This window comes from Wolbachia endosymbiont of Diaphorina citri (genome assembly GCF_013096535.2).
Taxonomy (GTDB): domain Bacteria; phylum Pseudomonadota; class Alphaproteobacteria; order Rickettsiales; family Anaplasmataceae; genus Wolbachia.
The window spans coordinates 437402-456571 of sequence record NZ_CP051265.2; the positions used below are offsets into that span (position 1 = coordinate 437402).

18 protein-coding genes and 1 pseudogene are annotated in these 19170 nt (G+C 34.0%); 11 read left to right on the forward strand and 8 right to left on the reverse strand.

Annotation, left to right across the window (positions count from 1 at the left end; all coding sequences use genetic code 11):
* Positions 1 to 42: 42 nt before the first annotated feature.
* Complete coding sequence (locus HGO49_RS01930; RefSeq protein ID WP_017531831.1) at positions 43 to 777, reverse strand: leucine-rich repeat domain-containing protein; 735 nt, start codon at positions 775 to 777, stop codon at positions 43 to 45.
* A 195-nt stretch (positions 778 to 972) separates the two neighbouring features.
* On the opposite strand from HGO49_RS01930, the gene gpmI reads away from it, so the two are divergent.
* Positions 973 to 2478, forward strand: coding sequence for a 2,3-bisphosphoglycerate-independent phosphoglycerate mutase (gene gpmI, locus HGO49_RS01935; RefSeq protein WP_017531832.1), 1506 nt, complete (start codon positions 973 to 975; stop codon positions 2476 to 2478).
* 14 nt (positions 2479 to 2492) lie between these two features.
* Here the strand turns inward: gpmI and HGO49_RS01940 are convergent, their stop codons facing one another.
* Positions 2493 to 3248, reverse strand: coding sequence for a hypothetical protein (locus HGO49_RS01940; RefSeq protein ID WP_017531833.1), 756 nt, complete (start codon positions 3246 to 3248; stop codon positions 2493 to 2495).
* Between the two features lie 51 nt (positions 3249 to 3299).
* The gene (fabD, locus tag HGO49_RS01945) at positions 3300 to 4268 is read right to left on the reverse strand and encodes an ACP S-malonyltransferase (RefSeq protein WP_026092609.1); all 969 of its coding nucleotides are present in this window, start codon (positions 4266 to 4268) and stop codon (positions 3300 to 3302) included.
* Between the two features lie 125 nt (positions 4269 to 4393).
* On the opposite strand from fabD, the gene rpmE reads away from it, so the two are divergent.
* The 9 genes from rpmE to HGO49_RS01990 all read left to right on the forward strand — a co-directional run bounded on the left by rpmE (position 4394) and on the right by HGO49_RS01990 (position 15141).
* The gene (rpmE, locus tag HGO49_RS01950) at positions 4394 to 4606 is read left to right on the forward strand and encodes a 50S ribosomal protein L31 (RefSeq protein ID WP_006013575.1); all 213 of its coding nucleotides are present in this window, start codon (positions 4394 to 4396) and stop codon (positions 4604 to 4606) included.
* Positions 4607 to 4627: 21 nt separating this feature from the next.
* On the forward strand, positions 4628 to 5413 hold the full coding sequence (locus tag HGO49_RS01955; RefSeq protein WP_017531835.1) for an NAD kinase: 786 nt from the start codon (positions 4628 to 4630) through the stop codon (positions 5411 to 5413).
* Positions 5414 to 5496: 83 nt separating this feature from the next.
* Positions 5497 to 6975 carry a hypothetical protein gene (locus tag HGO49_RS01960; protein ID WP_017531836.1) on the forward strand — a complete coding sequence of 493 codons (1479 nt, stop codon included), beginning with the start codon at positions 5497 to 5499 and terminating at the stop codon, positions 6973 to 6975.
* An 89-nt stretch (positions 6976 to 7064) separates the two neighbouring features.
* Entirely contained in the window at positions 7065 to 8081 is a 1017-nt protein-coding gene (locus tag HGO49_RS01965; protein WP_017531837.1) for a Fe(3+) ABC transporter substrate-binding protein, read from the forward strand.
* 80 nt (positions 8082 to 8161) lie between these two features.
* Entirely contained in the window at positions 8162 to 9049 is an 888-nt protein-coding gene (locus HGO49_RS01970; RefSeq protein ID WP_017531838.1) for an aspartate carbamoyltransferase catalytic subunit, read from the forward strand.
* 391 nt (positions 9050 to 9440) lie between these two features.
* A complete protein-coding gene (locus HGO49_RS01975; RefSeq protein WP_017531839.1) occupies positions 9441 to 10415 on the forward strand; it encodes an ankyrin repeat domain-containing protein in 975 nt (324 codons plus the stop codon).
* Entirely contained in the window at positions 10399 to 12165 is a 1767-nt protein-coding gene (locus tag HGO49_RS01980; protein ID WP_017531840.1) for a pentapeptide repeat-containing protein, read from the forward strand. The genes HGO49_RS01975 and HGO49_RS01980 overlap by 17 nt, the downstream gene beginning before the upstream one ends.
* A gap of 35 nt (positions 12166 to 12200) precedes the next feature.
* Complete coding sequence (gmk, locus tag HGO49_RS01985) at positions 12201 to 12809, forward strand: guanylate kinase (protein WP_017531841.1); 609 nt, start codon at positions 12201 to 12203, stop codon at positions 12807 to 12809.
* A gap of 250 nt (positions 12810 to 13059) precedes the next feature.
* The gene (locus tag HGO49_RS01990; protein WP_017531842.1) at positions 13060 to 15141 is read left to right on the forward strand and encodes an ankyrin repeat domain-containing protein; all 2082 of its coding nucleotides are present in this window, start codon (positions 13060 to 13062) and stop codon (positions 15139 to 15141) included.
* Here the strand turns inward: HGO49_RS01990 and sdhA are convergent.
* The 3 genes and pseudogenes from sdhA to HGO49_RS07455 all read right to left on the reverse strand — a co-directional run.
* Positions 15113 to 16918, reverse strand: coding sequence for a succinate dehydrogenase flavoprotein subunit (gene sdhA / locus HGO49_RS01995; RefSeq protein WP_017531843.1), 1806 nt, complete (start codon positions 16916 to 16918; stop codon positions 15113 to 15115). The genes HGO49_RS01990 and sdhA overlap by 29 nt on opposite strands.
* 208 nt (positions 16919 to 17126) lie before the next feature.
* Positions 17127 to 17414 (reverse strand): hypothetical protein, encoded by a 288-nt coding sequence (locus HGO49_RS02000; RefSeq protein WP_237398597.1) that lies wholly within the window; start codon positions 17412 to 17414, stop codon positions 17127 to 17129.
* A gap of 27 nt (positions 17415 to 17441) precedes the next feature.
* Positions 17442 to 17537: pseudogene (locus HGO49_RS07455) on the reverse strand (MJ0042-type zinc finger domain-containing protein); the annotation flags it as partial.
* 38 nt (positions 17538 to 17575) lie between these two features.
* On the opposite strand from HGO49_RS07455, the gene dapD reads away from it, so the two are divergent.
* Positions 17576 to 18418, forward strand: a complete 843-nt coding sequence (gene dapD, locus HGO49_RS02005) for a 2,3,4,5-tetrahydropyridine-2,6-dicarboxylate N-succinyltransferase (RefSeq protein ID WP_017531845.1) — start codon at positions 17576 to 17578, stop codon at positions 18416 to 18418.
* Between the two features lie 20 nt (positions 18419 to 18438).
* On the opposite strand, the gene HGO49_RS02010 is transcribed toward dapD, so the two are convergent.
* Complete coding sequence (locus HGO49_RS02010; RefSeq protein ID WP_017531846.1) at positions 18439 to 18711, reverse strand: DUF2610 domain-containing protein; 273 nt, start codon at positions 18709 to 18711, stop codon at positions 18439 to 18441.
* Positions 18712 to 19104, reverse strand: coding sequence for a hypothetical protein (locus HGO49_RS02015; protein ID WP_017531847.1), 393 nt, complete (start codon positions 19102 to 19104; stop codon positions 18712 to 18714).
* Positions 19105 to 19170 lie beyond the last annotated feature (66 nt).

The window sequence follows — 19170 nt, forward strand, 5'->3', positions numbered from 1 at the left end:
TCACTACCTTTTTTGTCTCTTAAACAGACAAAACGTGTGAAGTTATATAGGTTTAAAGCCTTTACTATCAAAATGCAAAGATGCCTGCACCTCACTTAGCTTGCTATCTGGCTCCTCTACTATTTTTCTTTTATTACATTTCCTTCTTAATTCAGGTAGAAAATTTTTAGGCAACGTGCTATCAATACTGCAATAATTAAAAATAAGCGAAGTAAGACGTACCAAATTTCCACTCGCCAAAGTCTGTGAACCTCTGTAATTAATGCTGTTATCATATACTTTAAGTGTAATAAGATTTTTAAGATTTCCACTTGCTAAAACCTCTGCACCTTCATTACTGATTTCATTCCATCCTAAACTCAGCAAAGTAAGATTTGTAAGATTTCCACTTGCTAAAGCTTTTGCCCCCCTATCGCCAATTTTATTATCGTATAATTTAAGCTCAGTAAGACTTGTAAGATTTCCACTTGCTAAAGCCTCTACACCTTCATCACCAATTTCGTTTCCTCCTAAATCAAGTGAAGTAAGATTTACAAGATTCCCGCTTGCTAAAATCTTTGCACCTTCTGTACCAACATAACTGCAACTTAGATCAAGTGAAGTAAGATGAGAAAGCTGAGCTAATTCTTTTATAACCTCATAATTAATTTTTGAACATCGTAAAATAAGCTTTGTAATGTGTGTATTATTTTTTAAAAAGTTTACGAATTTGTTTATATCAATTGTAATGCCTGATGTTGCTAAAGTGTTATCTTTTATATATTGGCTAAAACTCATGTGACCTCCCTACTAAAATTATGCAAGTGTTTTAGTAAACACTTCGGCAACTGTCAATCACTTTAATAAAATATTTTATGAAAAACTTCATATACCATTGCCTCCAAGCAGCTTTTTCTATCTCTTATTTTAACACAAAAGTTGTGAGAAGAGTTTGTTTTTGGTACCATTGAGGGTTTCGATGTTAACTTTTATATGAACTTTAAATCAGTCGTTTTATGTATACTAGATGGCTGGGGTAATGGAATAGAAAATAGTAAATACAATGCTATTAGCAATTCAAATCCACCTTGTTGGCAACATATTAGCTCTAATTATCCAAAGTGCAGTTTATCTGCCTGTGGAACTGATGTTGGATTACCAGAAGGCCAAATAGGCAATTCAGAAGTTGGTCACATGAATATTGGTAGCGGTAGAGTGGTAATGCAAAGCCTTCAACGTATTAATCAAGCAATCGAAACGATAGAAAATAATGCAAATCTACAGAATTTTATTAATGATCTAAAAAGTAAGAATGGCATATGCCATATAATGGGATTGATATCAGATGGCGGTGTTCATTCTCATCAAAAGCACATTTCATCTTTAGCAAACAAAATATCACAGCGCGGAATTAAAGTTGTAATACACGCATTTTTAGATGGCAGAGACACACTGCCAAATTCAGGGAAAAGATGCATTCAAGAATTTACAGAAAGCATAAAGGAAAATGATATAAGAATCTCCACTATCTCTGGGCGTTATTATGCTATGGACCGTGATAATAGGTGGGAAAGAACAATTGAAGCTTATGAAGCCATCGCATTTGCAAAGGCGCCTCGTTATGATGATGCAGTATCGCTCATTGATGAAAATTATCAAAATAATATAACCGATGAATTTATCAGGCCCGCAGTAATAGGTGATTATCAAGGTATAAAACCAGAAGATGGACTACTACTGGCTAACTTTCGTGCTGATCGAATGATACAATTGGCAAGTATTTTGCTAGGCAAAACAGATTACGCTAAGGTAGCAAAATTTTCTTCAATTCTAAGTATGATGCAATACAAAGCGGATTTAAAAATCCCTTATCTCTTTCCTCCTGAATCTTTTGCCAACACTTTGGGACAGATAATAGAAGACAATAAATTACGGCAACTGCGCATTGCTGAAACTGAGAAATATGCGCATGTGACTTTCTTTTTTAATTGCGGAAGAGAAGAACCTTTTCCTGGCGAAGAAAGAATACTCATTCCTTCACCAAAAGTTAAAACTTATGATTTGCAGCCTAAAATGTCAGCCTTTGAGCTCACAGAAGAACTTGTAAAAAAAATTCATTCTCAAGAATTTGTGCTGATAGTTGTAAACTACGCTAACCCTGATATGGTAGGACATACAGGTAACATAAAAGCAGCTGAGCAAGCTGTGCTCGCTGTAGATGATTGCCTTGCAAAAGTACTCAACGTTATCAAAGAAGTGGGTAACACTGCACTAATTATTACAGCAGACCATGGCAATGTAGAATGTATGTTCGATGAAGAAAATAATACACCTCACACAGCTCACACTTTAAATAAAGTGCCATTTATCGTATGTTCTGATTCTTATAATAATCTAAAATTAAGAGATGGAAGATTATCTGATATTGCCCCTACTATTTTACAGCTACTTGGACTCAAAAAGCCAAATGAGATGACAGGTGATTCATTAATTTTGTAGTGCGCTTTATATTACTATAAATCTACTACCAAGGGCTGATTTGCATTAGGAAACAAAACACTGTGTATAGCAGATAGCATATCTACTTGCTGCTCTAAATGGTCGTGTTCAGCTTCCACATTAGAGTACCGAATATTATTCTTCCCTACATATACAGATAAAGAACCATCATCTTCAACTGCTTTGTTATTTTGCAATACTATATTAAAAATTTCTTTCTGTTTTAAAGAATCGAACCAATCTTCAACTGTCATGTAGAAAAACTCACCCGTTCCACTTTCTGGACATACTTCTGGATAAATCTTCAGTACATCACGGGAAAGTGGTGGAGAAAAATAGCTCTTGAATGAGTAGCTGGGAGAATTGTAGTTATTGTGCAGAGCGATAACGTGATCTTGACCAGGAAGTAAAAAATCTAAAATTCTTTCTGCAAAGTTTCTAACAGCTCTCAAAGCATCTTCTGAAACACTGCCAAACTCTCTTAAGCTAGCTTCTGCACCTACATCATCAAACATGCGATTGGGATCGAATTCATACCGCTCACCATTTAAGTAAAATTCTACATTGCGCATAGTACCATCACCATGGGTAATGTACAGCATTCTTCCACCAAACTGCTGGATTATACGCTCGCCAGCTTCTTTTGAAGTTACTTCATTTTGATGCACATTAATAAAATTGATCCCACTTGTATCGCTACTTTTAATAAAAAGCTTAACCGTGGTATCACCCAACGCTAGATCATATTCTTTAGTGTCGATGTTTGACATTCAGCTGCTATCAATAATCAAAGCAAAAAATAGTACAAATTTTACTTTATGTTAGTTATAAGCTTTTATTTTTAAATTTTTTGCTGTCAACATTAATGATTCATTAAAGAAGTTATCAGCATCACTAATGCTACCTATGCTTTTTGTATTGATAGATTGGTCAATTCTTTTAACTAGATTAGATAAAACTTTGTTAGGGCCAACTTCAACAAACTTATTAGTGCCATGGCTTATCATATATAAAACCATCTCTCTCCATCTTACTCTACTTACAACTTGCTTAGCGAGCAAAGCTCTTATGATCTCTGGATCACTTTCTTCCTTAACTGTAACGTTTGATACAAAAGGAATCGAAGGGCGAGTTATGTTGATGCTTTTTAAAAATTCCAGAAGTTTTTCATCAGCAGGCTTCATAAAAGATGAGTGAAAAGGCCCACTAACTTGTAATTTTATCATTTTCTTGACACTTGAGTTTTTGAATAAATCAGGTAAGACCTCAAGAGCCTCTGCAGTACCACTCACCACTACCTGCCCACCACCATTATCGTTTGCAATTTCACAATCAATTTGAGCTGATTTTAATATACCTTCTACTTCACTTATTTCTGCTCCAAGTAGAGCAAACATTCCACCTTTGCATTTTAGTGAAGCTTCATGCATTGCTTCGCTACGAACTTTTAGCAATTTGACTGCAGACTCAAGCGTCAATGCCCCTGCAGCACACAGCGCTGTATACTCGCCAACTGAATGCCCACAAACATACTGAACGCTGTAAAGAGATTCACCAAATACGTACTTCATAACACGTAGCGTTGCAATTGACACTGCCATTATAGCTGGCTGAGCGTTTTCCGTGATGGTTAATTTCTCAATAGGACCATTGAAAATCAAATGAGACAGCTTTCTACCCAATATGTCATCTACTTCATCAAATACATTCCTTGCAACTGAAAATTCATCATATAAGCTCTTTCCCATTCCTACAAATTGGGAGCCCTGACCAGGAAAAGCAAAAATCATAAAAAATTTTTCATTCTTCATTGAGAATACTACTTTATTTATTTTTTGTCAATATTTCACAATAATGATTGACCAAATGAACCAGATTCACTAAAATCTTAGCTGGTAAGAAATTTGTAAGAACAATGGCAGAAATCGATTATCACAAAGTTACTATAGTTATGACAGATGGTCAAGAGTTTGAAACTTATTCCACTTATGGAAAAGAAGGTCAAAGAATAAAGCTTGATAGAGATCCTCTTACTCATCCTGCATGGACTGGAAGTTTGACAAGCGGTTCAGGGGAGAAGGATAGTAAAATAGCTAAGTTTAATGATAAATACGGGAGTCTTTTTTAGTTCCTCCCCTCTTTATTTAACATGTATAAATATAAAAATGTAGGCTATATTGCTTCTTCGCTACCCAAGTCTCAGGAAGTATCTAAACTACTGCAGGAGCTTAATTTTATCAATATAGCAGAAGCAAGTAAGCCTGAAGTTGATTTGCTGATAGTTGTTGGCGGTGATGGTTTTATGCTACGCACTCTGCACAACTACGTCATAGGAAATAAAGATATACATGTGTATGGAATAAATACCGGTAACGTCGGATTTTTGATGAATAAATGCTTTGAAGATCTAATTGATCATATAGAACATGCAGTTCCTACTCAGCTAACTTTACTAAAAATGGAAGCCAAAGACATAAATGGCAAAAAACACCATTACATCGCAGTAAATGAAGTGTATGTCTTTAGAAATGCAAATCAAATAGTGGAGATGAATATTACCATTAATGATAAGCTAAAAGTAGAAAAATTCAGAGGAGATGGAATTATATTGTCTACCCCAACAGGTAGCACTGCATATAACTTCTCTGCCGGTGGGCCAATCTTACCACTTAATTCAAATTTACTTGCACTGACTTCCATTAATAGCTACTACCCAAGGCGTTGGAATGGAGCGCTAATCTCAAATGATACAATAGTGCAAATTGATATCAATGATGTGAAAAATCGTCCAGCACTTGTAGTATCAGATTACAAGGAATTTCACGATATATCGCAGGTAAAAATACAGAAAGATCACGAAAATACAGTCACTCTACTTTTTGACAAAGATTGCCCTTTGAATGAAAGGATCTTTGATCAGCAGTTCTTATACTAATATTTATTCTTAAATTAGTATTCACTATATCTTAATAACTATAGCGTAATCAACATAACATTGTAATTAATTTTGGAGCGAATATGCCTGGATCAGGAAATAAAGATAACGTCACAATGGTTTCTCATACAACGGTGAGTGAAAATAGTGCAGCAACTCCACCAGCACCAACTCCCAGAACAAGTACTCCAAAACAAGATGGCAAAAACACAGATCCATTTGAAGAAGCTGCCTCAAATAAGCCATCATCTATTCTACCAGCTAATCAAGCTTCACAACTTGATGAAATAGTACCTACTCTTCCACCAAGAAATTCAGATTCACAACTTAATATACCACAAAGCCCAAATAGATTAGAAGAATCTTCTTATGCAGAGTTGAATTTACCTACTTCAAACGGATCAGCTGACAGTAGACCAGAAGAACCTGCTTATGCAGTTATAAATAAAAGTAAAAAAACTCCAGAAGATAGTTCTAAAACTGATAATGAAACAAATAGTCAACATCCAACTCTAAGCAGATCACCTTCTCAAGAAACAGTATTTGATCAACCATGGAATAGGGATGAAAGTGAAAAAAATCTTCTTGAAAAGTTCAGTCAGCATAGCGATACACCTTCAACTTCTCCGCCATCATACACGAGCAGAAGTAGTTCTCAAGAATCTTCGCCTACAAACAGCAAATCTAAACTGCAAAAAAACAGATTCTGGCCCAAAGCGCAGTACGCCATGCAGCAGAAAGGCGTTGTAATTTTTGGTGCAGCCGCTATCGTGCTTAGCACATCTACAGCTTTAGTATATTTACAAGATAAAGCAAAATTTATTACGTTCTTTACAAACAGTCCGCTCTATACCGTCGTACCGATTATTGCAGTTGCTTCACTGTTTGCAATTAGCCCAATGCTGCTTGGAATAAAACAGTTTGTAAATACCAAAGAATATCAAACTCAAGAAAAAAATGCAGATGAAGTTTTAGATAATGTTTTGATGAACCAGCCAGAAGGTAAAGTTATAAAGTCTGTAAGGCTGGAATATAGCAATGGCACTCATTCAAATTTTGTCCTTAATGCTTGGAAATCTAAAAAAGGCTTCGTCAATATTGACGAAAAAGTAATTAGTAAAACTAACAAAATGGAGTCTTTAATTAATAATAGGCCACTATTTACTACATTATTAACTGCCGTAGTTGCTGCAAATATATCGCTCCCTTTATTGCTGTATATGGAAGGTGGTGTTAATAATATACAAAAATTTTACCAGAATCCTTTGATCAATAACATAAGATTATTACCACTTACAGGCTTAGTTATAGTTGCATTATTAGCTGTGTGTGTTGGCGTGCATTACTATAGAAAAACAAATTGCACTAATCTTGTATATTCTGAAGAAACGATTGATCCTAAAAATGTTAATGGGAAATTCATTGAGGAAATAAAACGAGAAAGAACAAATGTTCTTGGAGAAAATCATAGTAAAGACGCTAAACGCAGCAGTTTAACGCTTGAGCAGGTTGTAGTTCAATCTCACAATTATAAGGATGCTATCTATAGTATAGGTGGATGAAATAAATCTCCTACAATGTCCATTGATTGGAATTTTTATACTTGCTAAGGCCTCGCTATTTGAGTACTTTAAGCTAAAGGGGTTTGTTTATGAAAAAAGTTTTAGTATTTATACCTTTAGTAGCAGCTATATTGATAGTCGTTAATTTTTTATATAAAAATAGCGGAACTGATGATTCACAAGTGGTAAACGTTTATTCATCACGTAAAGAAGAATTAGTACATAGTTTGTTTGATGATTTTACAAAAACCACTGGCATCAAGGTACGTTATATCATTGACGATTATTCCCAATTGCTTTCACGCATGGAAAATGGTGGTGAAGCTGATTTGTTTTTAACTGCAGATGCAGTGAATTTGATTTTAGCCAAAAAAAGAGGGCTCTTATCTCAAGTGGATTCAGAGACTCTAAAAAATGCCATACCTGCAAAATTTAGAGATAATGAAGATTATTGGTTTGGTCTCACAAAAAGAGCTAGAATATTGGTTTACAATAAAGAATCAGTAGATCCTAAGGAATTAAGTACCTATGAAGATTTAGCGAATGAAAAATGGAAAGGGAAAATATTAGTACGCTCTTCCACAAGTCCATATAACCGATCATTGATCGCTTTTATGATTGCAAAAAATGGTTTTGAAAAAACAAAAGAATGGGTGAGTGGAATTGTAAGCAACATGGCAAGAAAACCAAGCGGTGGTGATACAGATCAAATTTATGCTGTAGCCGCTGGTGAAGGCAATGTTGCAATAGTAAACAGCTACTACTTTGCAAGAATCCTTTCATCAGAAAATAAAAAGAATATCACAGAAAAGTTAGGAGCTTTCTTTCCGAGTGATGGTGTAATGGTGAATATTAGTGGTGCAGCAGTAACAAAAAACGCAAAACACAGAGAAAATGCCATAGCTTTATTGGAGTTTTTTGTAAGCAAACAGGCTCAAGAGCTATATGCTAAAAAAAATCAAGAATATCCTATTGTTGAAGGTATTGAAACTTCTGATGTGTTAAAATCTTGGGGAAATTACCTACAAAGTACTCTGCCTATAAGTGAGCTTGAGAAGCATCTCTTTGAGGCTGTTATGATAGCAGATGAATGTAAGTGGAAATAAAATTTTATAGCTTCCTTCTACTTTACTTTAGAGTTGTGTAATTGAAATTAAGAAAGTAGAATAAGCTCAAAAAAGGAGCTATGGACAAGAGAAGGAATTTATTAAATATCTCAGACCTCACAATCGGTGATGTAGAAAATATAACTAAATTAGCCAATCAATACCTTGAAGAAAAAGTTGAAAATAGTCATGTTCTGAAAAATAAAATAGTCATAAACCTATTCTTTGAAGATTCAACACGTACGCTCGCATCTTTTGAAATAGCAGCAAAAAGCCTTGGAGCAAATGTTATAACTTTACCAATAAAATCTTCTTCTATTAACAAAGGGGAAGATCTAAAAGATATGATAAAAACACTAAATGCAATGAATCCTGACTATATGATAATCAGGCATAAAAGTAGTGGTATTATTAATACATTGGCAAAGCATGTCAACTGCTCGCTAATCAACGCAGGCGATGGAAGCAGTGAACATCCAACTCAAGCTCTTGCAGATTATCTTGTAATTATCAATCATAAAAAGCAAATAAAAAACCTCAAAATTGTTATATGTGGAGATATCTTGCACAGTAGAGTTGCAAGATCAAATATAAGATTGCTGAAAATGTTTGGAGCAAAAATAAGCTTAGTTGCACCACCAGCTTTGATGTGTAAACATTTTTCTGAAGTAGATTCACTTCACTACTCACTAACTGAAGGTATAAAGGATGCTGACGTAATTATGCTTTTAAGATTGCAAAAAGAGCGCATGAATAATAATTATTCAGAAAAAGAATATTTTCACTTGTATGGACTTGATGCACAAAAACTATCGCACGCAAAACCCGATGCAATTGTTATGCACCCAGGACCAATAAATAGAGGTATCGAAACTAGCAATGATATAGCAGATTGTGTTATTTTACAGCAAGTAAAGTTTGGATTAGCAACGCGTAAGGCAGTACTGCACTATTTAATAAATGTTTAAATTAATGTTTAAGGAATTTTAGACATAATGATCCTCCTATAAAGAAAAGATTTAGAAAAATATAACACACCTTATGACAGAAATTAAGCACACGTATATGCACTGAAGTAGACTGTGCTATATTTTTTTATTGAGAAATTAATTGAAAAGTCTGCAGACTTGAATAAGGTGAATTTCGAGCTCTAAAATACCCTCACTTTTACTGATAAAAATCAAATTACAAAATGTGTCAAGTAATTTTTTGCATTTTTCACTTTATGCCACAACTATGAACATTTTGTTTTCTATAAAATTAACTAGCAAGTATAAATCAAACCCTAAGGCATTTTTTATTATAGATTAATCATTTGATTATAGTATCATTTTAATTAAGCCTATATTTGCAATGTTTATGAAATATAAAGCATTCTTCATATTATTAATTGTTATATCTAACCTGCTTGCTGCAGAACAGCCTGAAGAAAATAAAAATGAAAGCAGTATAAATCAAGAAGACGTATCGAAAAGCAACACTGATGCTGAAAAAACTTCTCCGCTTCTGAGCGAACTCAAAGAAAGCACAGACCCAACAAATGTAATCAATGAAGAAGTACCTTCAAGTAATCAAACAAACCTACAGTCTGAAGAGGAGACTAATATAAAAGATACCAAAGCTCTAACAAGTCCTTTATCAGAAGAAAAAAAAGAAGAACCTGAAGAGAAGAAAATCAGTCACAATAATCAAACAAACCTACAGCCTGAAGAGGAGATTAGCAAAAAAGACACCGAACTTTCAACAAGCCAATTAACAGAGAAAAAGAAAGAAGAACAGCCTGACAATATAACACCTGTGAACAAAGAAAATGAAGAAAGCGAAAAATGGACAAAGCTAAACAAAGAAATAAAAAAACATAAAAGCAAGTCTATATATAAAAGACAATATGATAGCCTAAACGAGCACCTTCCTAAAACTATATCTACTGATGATTACAGTAAGCAATTTTTTTACTGCATCAAGAAGGGCAACTTAATTTGTCTAAGAGGAGTAATAAATAAGCTAGAAAAAATTGGATTAACAATTCAAGAAATACTAAGATTTAGAAATAAATTGGGTGATACTCCTCTAATTTATGCAGTGAAACAAGGTGAAATAGACACAGTTCGCTTTCTCTTATTACAAGGTGCTGATCCTAGAGTAGTTGATAATAATTTTAAGTCCCCTATTGAAATAGCAATCGAAAGGAATCAGATCAACATAATAAACGCAATTGCCGAAATGATGCCATACCTTTTAGAGGATAAAGAAATAAACAATCAAGAAAACTCAGAGATGTATAACTTTGCTATAAAAACAAAAGAAAACACGTGTGATGCAAAAGATAATTAGACTTTTGATATTAATTTTAGTTGGTCATTTATGCTATGGAGATGATGCAATCAATGATTTTTTAAGCGCTCTGCACGATATAAAATACGTATCTTACAATACAAAAGATTTTGCTAAGTTTTTAGTACAGTGCAGCAAAGCAGGGGTTCCACAAGATTTTAAGAAAGGTTTTGGCCCTAATTTAAATGGGGCTAATTTTAGTCAATTATATTTAAATAAATCTATTTTTGACGGAGTGAGTTTGATTGGTGCCGATTTTTCTAACACCGATTTATCAGATGTGTCTTTTATCGATGTTGATTTACGTGGTGCTAATTTTTCCAATGCTAATTTACATGGCGTTAAAATAAAAGGCACAAATTTAAGTTTTTCAAAATTTGCTTCTACAAATTTAACAGATATCATATTTGATCAGTCTAATATCAGTTATGCTGATTTTATCAATTCTAATCTCAACAAAGTAAGTATGCGTAATATAATTGGTTTGCATACCAAGTTTTTGAATGTAAAAATGAATTTCTCCAATTTATCAAACTCAAGTGCCAGCTACATCAATTTTAGTGATAGTGAAATAAACGACACTGTTATGCAGAAAAATAATTTCGACAACGCAAGTTTCTTTGGAGTGGATGCACATAAGCTCAAGGTACAATTTTCTTCATTAAAAAATGCTAACATATATGGTGCAGAAATAAAAAAATCGGATTTTACAGGTAGCAATCTTTCGAACGCCTATTTTAATGCTTCTATTATAGTTGATAGTAACTTTGAAAAAGCCAATTTAAGCAATTCACAAATTTCCTATGTGAAAGGGGATAATTCAAACTTCATTAAATCTATACTAAATGGTTCCAAGATAAAACATGCATATGTTTTCGAATCAGACCTTCAGGATGCTGACTTATCTAATATTGATTTTAGTTTTAGTGAATTGTATAAAGTTAACACCTATGATGCTAACATTTGTCACGGAAAGTTTCATAATACTAAAGTTGTGAATTCTGACATGAATGGTTCGTTCTTTGACCATTCATTGTTTACCTCTGCAAAAATAGAAGATTCAGATCTTTCCACAACTTCAATTTATAAGACAAAAATTCAAGACTCTCAAATTTATAATAGTACTCTTTCCCACTATAATATGGATTCGAGTGAGATAGAAAATTCAATATTCTTCAAATTATTAGCTGATAATTCGAGCTGGTCTAAGTCAAAAGTCACTAATTCAAACTTTATTGAAAGTGATTTCAAATCCTCCGTGTTTTATGATAATGCCTTTAGAAAGACTAGTTTTTTTCTTAGCAATTTGAGTAATTCAACAGTGAGTGATGTCTCTTTCCTCTCTTCAAGCATATATAAAAGTTCAATTGCTGATATTCATTTAACAGATTGCAAATTTGATAATTCAATTTTGATTGACAATCAGGGACAGAGCAAAATTACAGATCTAGAGAGTGCTATAACTTCAATTAAAGATCTGCAAGAGAAAATATCGCAGGGCAAAAAATTTGATGTAAATTATTCTTACTTTGAGTTTAAGGATATGAATTTAGAAAATGCTAATTTTTCTAATTCAATATTAAGTAGAGCAAAGTTTGTAAACGTTAATTTGAATAAGGCAAATCTTGAAAAAGCCGATTTACGTTATACTGTCTTTGATAATTCCTCTCTTATTGATGCCAATTTATCAAATTCTAATTTAGAGGGCTCTAGTCTTTTAAACTTTGATTCAAAAAATACAAAGTCTTAAAAAAGCTCTATAATGTACTTGTTAAATAAAGAAAAATGACCGTAAAAAATGAGGGCATACTACTGATTCTATCCTCTCCTTCTGGAGCTGGAAAAACTACTATATCAGAAAAATTACTTGAGCAATCAACTGATTTAGTTATGTCTGTTTCTATGACTACACGCAAACCTCGTCCCGGTGAAGTAAACGGAAAAGACTATTTTTTCGTTACTGAAGAAAAGTTTCACGAACTATGTAAGGCTGGTCAAATGCTTGAATATGCCAAAGTTTTTGAGAATTTTTACGGTATACCAAAAGATTTTATAGAACAAAACCTGAGCAGTGGAATAAGTGTTTTACTGAATATAGATTGGCAAGGAGCATTTCATTTGTTTGAAATCTTAAGAGAAAAAGTTGTAAGTGTTTTTATACTACCTCCCTCAATGGAAGAGCTTAGACTGCGTCTACAAAGGCGTAATAGTGATGATGAAATTGAAATAGAGCGTAGATTAGCCGAAGCGCAAAAAGAGATAAGTAAAAGTAATAAATATGATTACGTAATAATTAATGATAATCTTGATAAAAGCGTAGAAGAGATAAAATCAATACTAAATAAAGAAAGGATTAAAAAATTAGAAGAAAAACAAAGCCCGAAAGATCTATAAAAATATTTGTTTATCTCTTTTAGCAGCATTCACGCTTCACAGTTTAGCCACATTTATTATTTTTTAAGATAAAATAGTTAAAATAGTAGACAAGTGCTAAAGTGGGGATTTAATTATGACAACAGATTTTCTAATAGAAACTAGCTTTCCACCTATATTTCGATAACATCTAGCTCAATTTAAAAGTCCAATTCAATAGGTTGTTAGTTGAAGCGCTAACGCCAAATAGCTTTAATATTGAGGTTTTTATATGGTTATAGATTCAAGTGTATTAGTTAGTAATGCAAATAAACTAGACAAATGTATAAACAAAAATGAAAAACCAGAGCAAGATAAAAAAGACAAGCAATTGTATAATATTATAGAGAGAAAGGTAAAAAAAGAAAAACATAAGCATGAAAAACCAAGAAGTCGAGATGGAACACTCAAGGAATGCAAAAGGTTACTTAAGGAAGGTGCTAGCCCTGAAGTATTGATTAAATTAGAAGCATCACTTAGAGAACAGGAAAAATATTACAGGTATTATATCCAGTGCTTCCTTCCAGTGCTAGGTGAAGTAATAGAACGATCGAAAAGAATATCAAATGAAACAAAAAACCAAGTAATTTCTGAAATCACTAAAAGTTGTTTGAGTAGGTACAATGAACAAGACAGTGGCTACGGTAGCGATTTTGAAGATGAAATAAACGGAATATCAGATTCTGATAGCGATTTTAAAGATGAAATAAACGGAATATCGGATTCTGATAATGACGTTCAATTACTAAATGCAATCCAAAATGGAAACAACAGGAAATTTAGAAAATATCTAAAAGATTGCACAAATGTCAGTGGCATAACAGATGAAAAAGGAAATAATATTTTACACCTTATTGCATCGCTCAAAAAGAAACAAAAATGCAAATTTCTAGGTACCCTAATAAAAACGATCACGAAAGAAGATCTAGCACAACTTGTTGATAGTGAAAATCAAGAAGGAAAGACTCCTTTTCAGGTAGCACTAATTAACAAGATAATAAAAGGGAAACATAATTCTCAGACAATCCAAGATAACGATAACACACTTAAGTTTCTTACAAAATTGCTAGAATATGGAGCCAGCTCTGACAATTTAGGATTATCTACAAAAGAATTACAATACTTAAAAGAAGAGCAAAAGACATACTATTGTGATTTCTTAGAAAAATTAGCAAAGTCAGTAAAGACACCTGAATTAAAATCAGAGATAAGAACAAAAACTAAAGAAATTATACCACATACCATAAATACTCCAGATAGTAATGACAATTATCAACTACATTTAGCAATTAAAGATAAAAATGAAAAATCTTTTAAGGAATTATTGCAAAAAGGAGCAGATATTAATCTTAAGGATGCAAATGGCAACAATGCTTTACACCATATTGCCTTGCTGAGAGGAAAGCAAAAAGTTACATACTTGAAATTAATATTAGCCTTAGTAAAAGAAAGAAAAATATCTGAAGATAAATTAGATGAAGCTATAAAAGCAGCTAACAGGCAAGGCAATACACCTCTAGAATTAGCACTAAAGAAAAAAGCAGAAAAAAAAAGTATCGAATACCTATCGCAAGAAACAATTTTTGATTTAGCAACTAATTATGATAATACAACAAAGTTTTGTTCAGCATTATTACAAAACGGTGCTAACCCTGATTCTTTATGGTTAGAAGATCCAGAATTCCATACTAAAAAGTACTATTTAACTTTACGAGATCTAAAAGATTGTTCAAGTACTCCACAGAAAGCACAGGAAAAAGCTAAAGAACTAAAAGAGAAGCTTGAGGAAAAATACCACTGTGGAACTGCTTCGAAAAAATGTCAATCAGGCATTAAAAAGCTAGGTTCTGGTGTAAAAAAAGGAGCATCTGCTGTATGGAAATGCATTGATCCGGGCAGGAGAGCTAGTGTATTGTTAGCAATCACAGTAGCAACTACTATTATTACAATGGTAACACTTTCTTGCTTCCAAGGACAAATTGCAATTGGAGCAGCCTTACCCATCATAGCTATAACAGGGGTAGTCTGTCTGATATTCACTTTGGGACTTAGCGGCATTAGAAAGTCTGTTAAGGAATTAACTACCGATAAGCAAAGCCGTAAAGATGATCACCTAGCTGCAAAACAACCTGAAAATATTACTGAACAACAAAATTTAGCTAACAACTCAGCAGAGCAAGAAGTACAAAGATCGTCAAATCAATCGGAGCATACAGAAAGCCCAGCTACTAAAATGAACGATATATCAATATCACGTCAATTTACAAATAAACTATATGAGTTGATTAATAAACCCTCTTCTCTGGCGCTATGAAGTTAATCTCATCGCTCAAAGTTTTTTCAGCAACTTTTTTATAGTCAATTTCTACACTGACTTGGCTTTTCTCTTCTTTAAGCCATGCCATAGTATGCTTCATCCAATTTTTATCATCACGCGTGGGAAAATCTTCACGAGCGTGGGCACCTCTGCTTTCCTCACGATTGGCTGCGCATTCCATAGTAATAACTGCTTGTGGAATCATGTTGGCAAGCTCAAGCGCTTCAACCAAATCACTATTCCATATCATACTACGATCTTCAACTGCAATATTAGGCATCATTTTTGCTACTTCTTTTATAGCTTTTTTACCTTCTTCTAAAACTTCAGCAACACGGAATACTGATGCATATTTCTGCATAGTGTGCTGCATTTCACTGCGTATTTTTGCTACTTTGAATTCTCCAGAAGCAAATCGCATTTTATTAAATCGATCTACTATCCAGTCTGTGCAGTCTAAATGCAATTTTTTATGTGGTGTATCAGGCTTCAACTTTTCTCTTGCTCTGAGGGCTGCAGCTCTACCAAAAACCACAAGATCAAGAAGCGAATTAGAACCAAGTCGATTTGCACCATGCACAGAAACACATGCTGCCTCTCCAATTGCAAATAATCCTTCTACCACTTCTTCTTTACCTTTTTGCAACGTGATCACTTCCCCATGATAGTTTGTTGGAATACCGCCCATGTTGTAATGAACAGTTGGAATAACAGGTATCGGATCTTTAGTAACATCAACTCCTGCAAAGGTTTTTGCTGTTTCACTAATACCTGGCAATCTGAGTTTGATCACTTCTGGATCAAGATGCGATATATTCAAGTGCATGTAATCCCTCTTCGGTCCAACTCCCCTTCCCTCTCTAATTTCAATTGTTATTGCGCGACTAACCACATCACGAGAAGCCAAATCTTTTGCCTTTGGTGCATAACGTTCCATAAACCTTTCACCCTGAGAATTAACGAGGTATCCACCTTCACCACGGCATCCTTCCGTCATCAAGCAACCTGATCCATATATTCCTGTTGGATGAAATTGCACAAATTCCATATCTTCAAGTGGTAACCCAGCTCTCACCACCATACCATTACCATCACCTGTGCAGGTGTGTGCACTTGTTGCAGAAAAATAAACACGTCCGTAACCACCTGTTGCTATTACTACCGAATGTGCACGAAATCTATGTAATGTGCCGTCACACAGCGACCAGGCAAGAACTCCGCAGCATGTGCCTGTTTCACTATCCATAATTAAATCAATTACAAAGTATTCAACAAAAAACTCAGCGTTGAATTTCAGGCACTGCTGATATAGAGTATGAAGAATTGCATGCCCAGTTTTATCTGCTGCTGCACAAGTACGCTGAGCTGATTTTCCTTTACCAAAGTGAGTTGTCATTCCACCAAAAGCACGCTGGTATATTTTACCATCTTCCGTACGAGAAAAAGGTACGCCAAAATTTTCAAGTTCGATAACAGCTTTGGCAGCATTTTTACACATATACTCTATTGCATCTTGATCGCCAAGCCAATCTGAACCTTTTATTGTGTCATACGCATGCCAGCGCCAATCATCTTCAGCAATATTGCTCAAAGCTGCACTAATTCCGCCTTGCGCTGCAACTGTATGACTTCGTGTAGGGAAAATTTTAGAAATGCAGGCAACTGCAAAATTAGTTGCAGCCATTCCAAGTGTTGCTCTAAGCCCCGCTCCTCCTGCACCTACTATTACCACATCATATTCATGTTCTATGATTTCATACGCTGACTTACCCATACTCACTTATTTTATCATCACAGGCTTATAATATCACAGAAGTAGAAAAAATCTATACTAGTTTTCCAAATGTAAGCTTCTGAAATAAATCTATAGTAAACGATGTCATAACAATCATAGGGCGTCATGAAAGTAGCTGACATTGGAATGACACTATCATAAAGGAATAAGTGTAGTTACTTGCATGACATTGATTACTTATGCCTATTCAACTAGATCTAAAATCAGACAGAAAAAGGTAATCTTGATAAAACTCATTTACAACAAGTTCTCTCGCATTTGAATTTTCCGTTTGCACTTTTTTGTATCCTAATTTATGGCTTATTGAATCTTTATATGAACTAACTGCTTTATATATCTTACTTACCTCTCCTGGAAAGATACCACCAACAATTATAACGCATAACCCTGCAACTGTTGCAAAAGCTAGAGTTAAACTTTGCCTCCAGCTAGCTTTTTTTTCTTGTGCGTTAACAGAGCACAATTCACTTGACATTTTTTGGGGATACTCATGCCACATGTGATTGCAGTTTGTACATTTCACTTTTCTTCCAGAGACACCTATTTGCTCATGAGATACTAAGTAGGCTTTAGTACAATTATGACATTGTATTTTCATAGTGCTTACGTATAGAATAGTATAAATTTGATATCAATATGTATATAATAAATGAAAAATTTGCAACTAAAAATCTACAAGGTGAGATAGAAAATATTTGGAAAGATAAAGAAAAACTTAATGACTATAATCTAAAACACGAAGCAAGATTAATAATCAAAGAGGTAATTGAGTTACTTGACAGTGGTAAAATTAGAGTAGCAGAAAAGCTATCAAGTGGAGAATGGATAGTACATAAGTGGATAAAGCAGTCAATATTATTACATTTTCTCACTGAGGAAAGCAAAATAATAGACAACACCAATTGCTGGTTTGACAAAATCGGTAGTAAGTTTAGTGAATGGAATGAGGAAAAATTTTACCAGTCAAAAATTAGAGCAGTCCCTGGGTGTTTTGTCCGCCAATCTGCTTACATAGGTGAAAATGTTGTTCTAATGCCAAGCTTTATCAACGTTGGTGCGTACATTGATTCTGGCACAATGATAGACACTTGGTCAACAGTTGGTAGTTGTGCACAGATAGGAAAAAATTGCCATATTTCAGGTGGAGTGGGAATAGGTGGAGTTCTTGAGCCCATACAAGCTTCTCCAGTTATTATAGAGGATAATTGCTTCATTGGAGCGCGCAGTGAGGTAGCCGAAGGTGTGATAATAAGAGAGGGATCAGTCCTTGGCATGGGGGTATTTATTGGAGGATCAACAAAGATCATTGATAGAGAAACAAGCAAGATATTTTATGGTGAGGTGCCACCTTATTCTGTAGTTATACCAGGATCTACTTCATCTAAAAATAATATCTCAACCTATTGTGCAGTGATAGTAAAAAAGGTGGATGAGAATACGAGATTAAAAACCTCTATAAATGAAATATTAAGAGATTAAACTTATCTCACTACTTGTTATCACTTTTTTTTATCATTATTACTAATTACAGTAATAGCATATGCACATAATTCTGAAAAAGAGACTCCATTTTCTTTAGATAACTTATATAATTTTTGCAGACTTTCTTTGACTTTATTAGGTATGTTTCCTCCACGCTCCTTTGCAAGCCAGGAATCTTGATGGTGAATTGGATGAGTATCACCCTTTGGATCTCCTATGTATATTGCAAAAGGTGAATTTTGCCCTTTGAAATCACACTGTACAGTAAATTTTTTTATAGACTCAACCATTTAAAGACCTCTGCTTTTCTTTTTAACCGATTTTATAGAAGGTACAAGAGGTGGTTTTTTGATAAAATCTTGCCTATTGAAAACACTTTCTTTCCCTTCCAAAGCTCTGCGAACATCAGCCCTGCTCAATTGTGACTCTTTTGCTAACCTCATTCCATGCTTTACCATAATATTAGCATATGCCAGCACTTTTTTTACTAACTCTAGGTCACCATTCAACATTCGAACTAGCACTTGAAATATTTCTGCTAAAGTCAATCCGTCGTCACCTACAACCTTATTTTCTACAAAATTGATAGCTTCTTCAAATTCATATTCAACACCATCACCTTGAGGTATCAGGGTAACATAATCCGTATCTTGATTATTCATAACCAAAGCACTATTACTCATATGCCTTTAAACTTATATTATATATATAAATACTCCACTATTTTATAGTATGGCACACTATAGTTA

Bases quoted from the DNA above. Each gene is read 5' to 3' on its own strand.
- HGO49_RS01940 (WP_017531833.1), bottom strand. From the start codon at position 3,248: ATGTCAAACATCGACACTAAAGAATATGATCTAGCGTTGGGTGATACC.
- gpmI (WP_017531832.1), top strand. From the start codon at position 973: ATGAACTTTAAATCAGTCGTTTTATGTATACTAGATGGCTGGGGTAAT.
- HGO49_RS01955 (WP_017531835.1), top strand. From the start codon at position 4,628: ATGTATAAATATAAAAATGTAGGCTATATTGCTTCTTCGCTACCCAAG.
- rpmE (WP_006013575.1), top strand. From the start codon at position 4,394: ATGGCAGAAATCGATTATCACAAAGTTACTATAGTTATGACAGATGGT.
- HGO49_RS01960 (WP_017531836.1), top strand. From the start codon at position 5,497: ATGCCTGGATCAGGAAATAAAGATAACGTCACAATGGTTTCTCATACA.
- gmk (WP_017531841.1), top strand. From the start codon at position 12,201: ATGACCGTAAAAAATGAGGGCATACTACTGATTCTATCCTCTCCTTCT.
- sdhA (WP_017531843.1), bottom strand. From the start codon at position 16,918: ATGGGTAAGTCAGCGTATGAAATCATAGAACATGAATATGATGTGGTA.
- HGO49_RS01930 (WP_017531831.1), bottom strand. From the start codon at position 777: ATGAGTTTTAGCCAATATATAAAAGATAACACTTTAGCAACATCAGGC.
- HGO49_RS02010 (WP_017531846.1), bottom strand. From the start codon at position 18,711: ATGGTTGAGTCTATAAAAAAATTTACTGTACAGTGTGATTTCAAAGGG.
- fabD (WP_026092609.1), bottom strand. From the start codon at position 4,268: ATGATTTTTGCTTTTCCTGGTCAGGGCTCCCAATTTGTAGGAATGGGA.
- HGO49_RS01980 (WP_017531840.1), top strand. From the start codon at position 10,399: ATGCAAAAGATAATTAGACTTTTGATATTAATTTTAGTTGGTCATTTA.
- HGO49_RS01975 (WP_017531839.1), top strand. From the start codon at position 9,441: ATGAAATATAAAGCATTCTTCATATTATTAATTGTTATATCTAACCTG.
- HGO49_RS02000 (WP_237398597.1), bottom strand. From the start codon at position 17,414: ATGTCAAGTGAATTGTGCTCTGTTAACGCACAAGAAAAAAAAGCTAGC.
- HGO49_RS01965 (WP_017531837.1), top strand. From the start codon at position 7,065: ATGAAAAAAGTTTTAGTATTTATACCTTTAGTAGCAGCTATATTGATA.
- HGO49_RS01970 (WP_017531838.1), top strand. From the start codon at position 8,162: ATGGACAAGAGAAGGAATTTATTAAATATCTCAGACCTCACAATCGGT.
- HGO49_RS02015 (WP_017531847.1), bottom strand. From the start codon at position 19,104: ATGAGTAATAGTGCTTTGGTTATGAATAATCAAGATACGGATTATGTT.
- HGO49_RS01990 (WP_017531842.1), top strand. From the start codon at position 13,060: ATGGTTATAGATTCAAGTGTATTAGTTAGTAATGCAAATAAACTAGAC.
- dapD (WP_017531845.1), top strand. From the start codon at position 17,576: ATGTATATAATAAATGAAAAATTTGCAACTAAAAATCTACAAGGTGAG.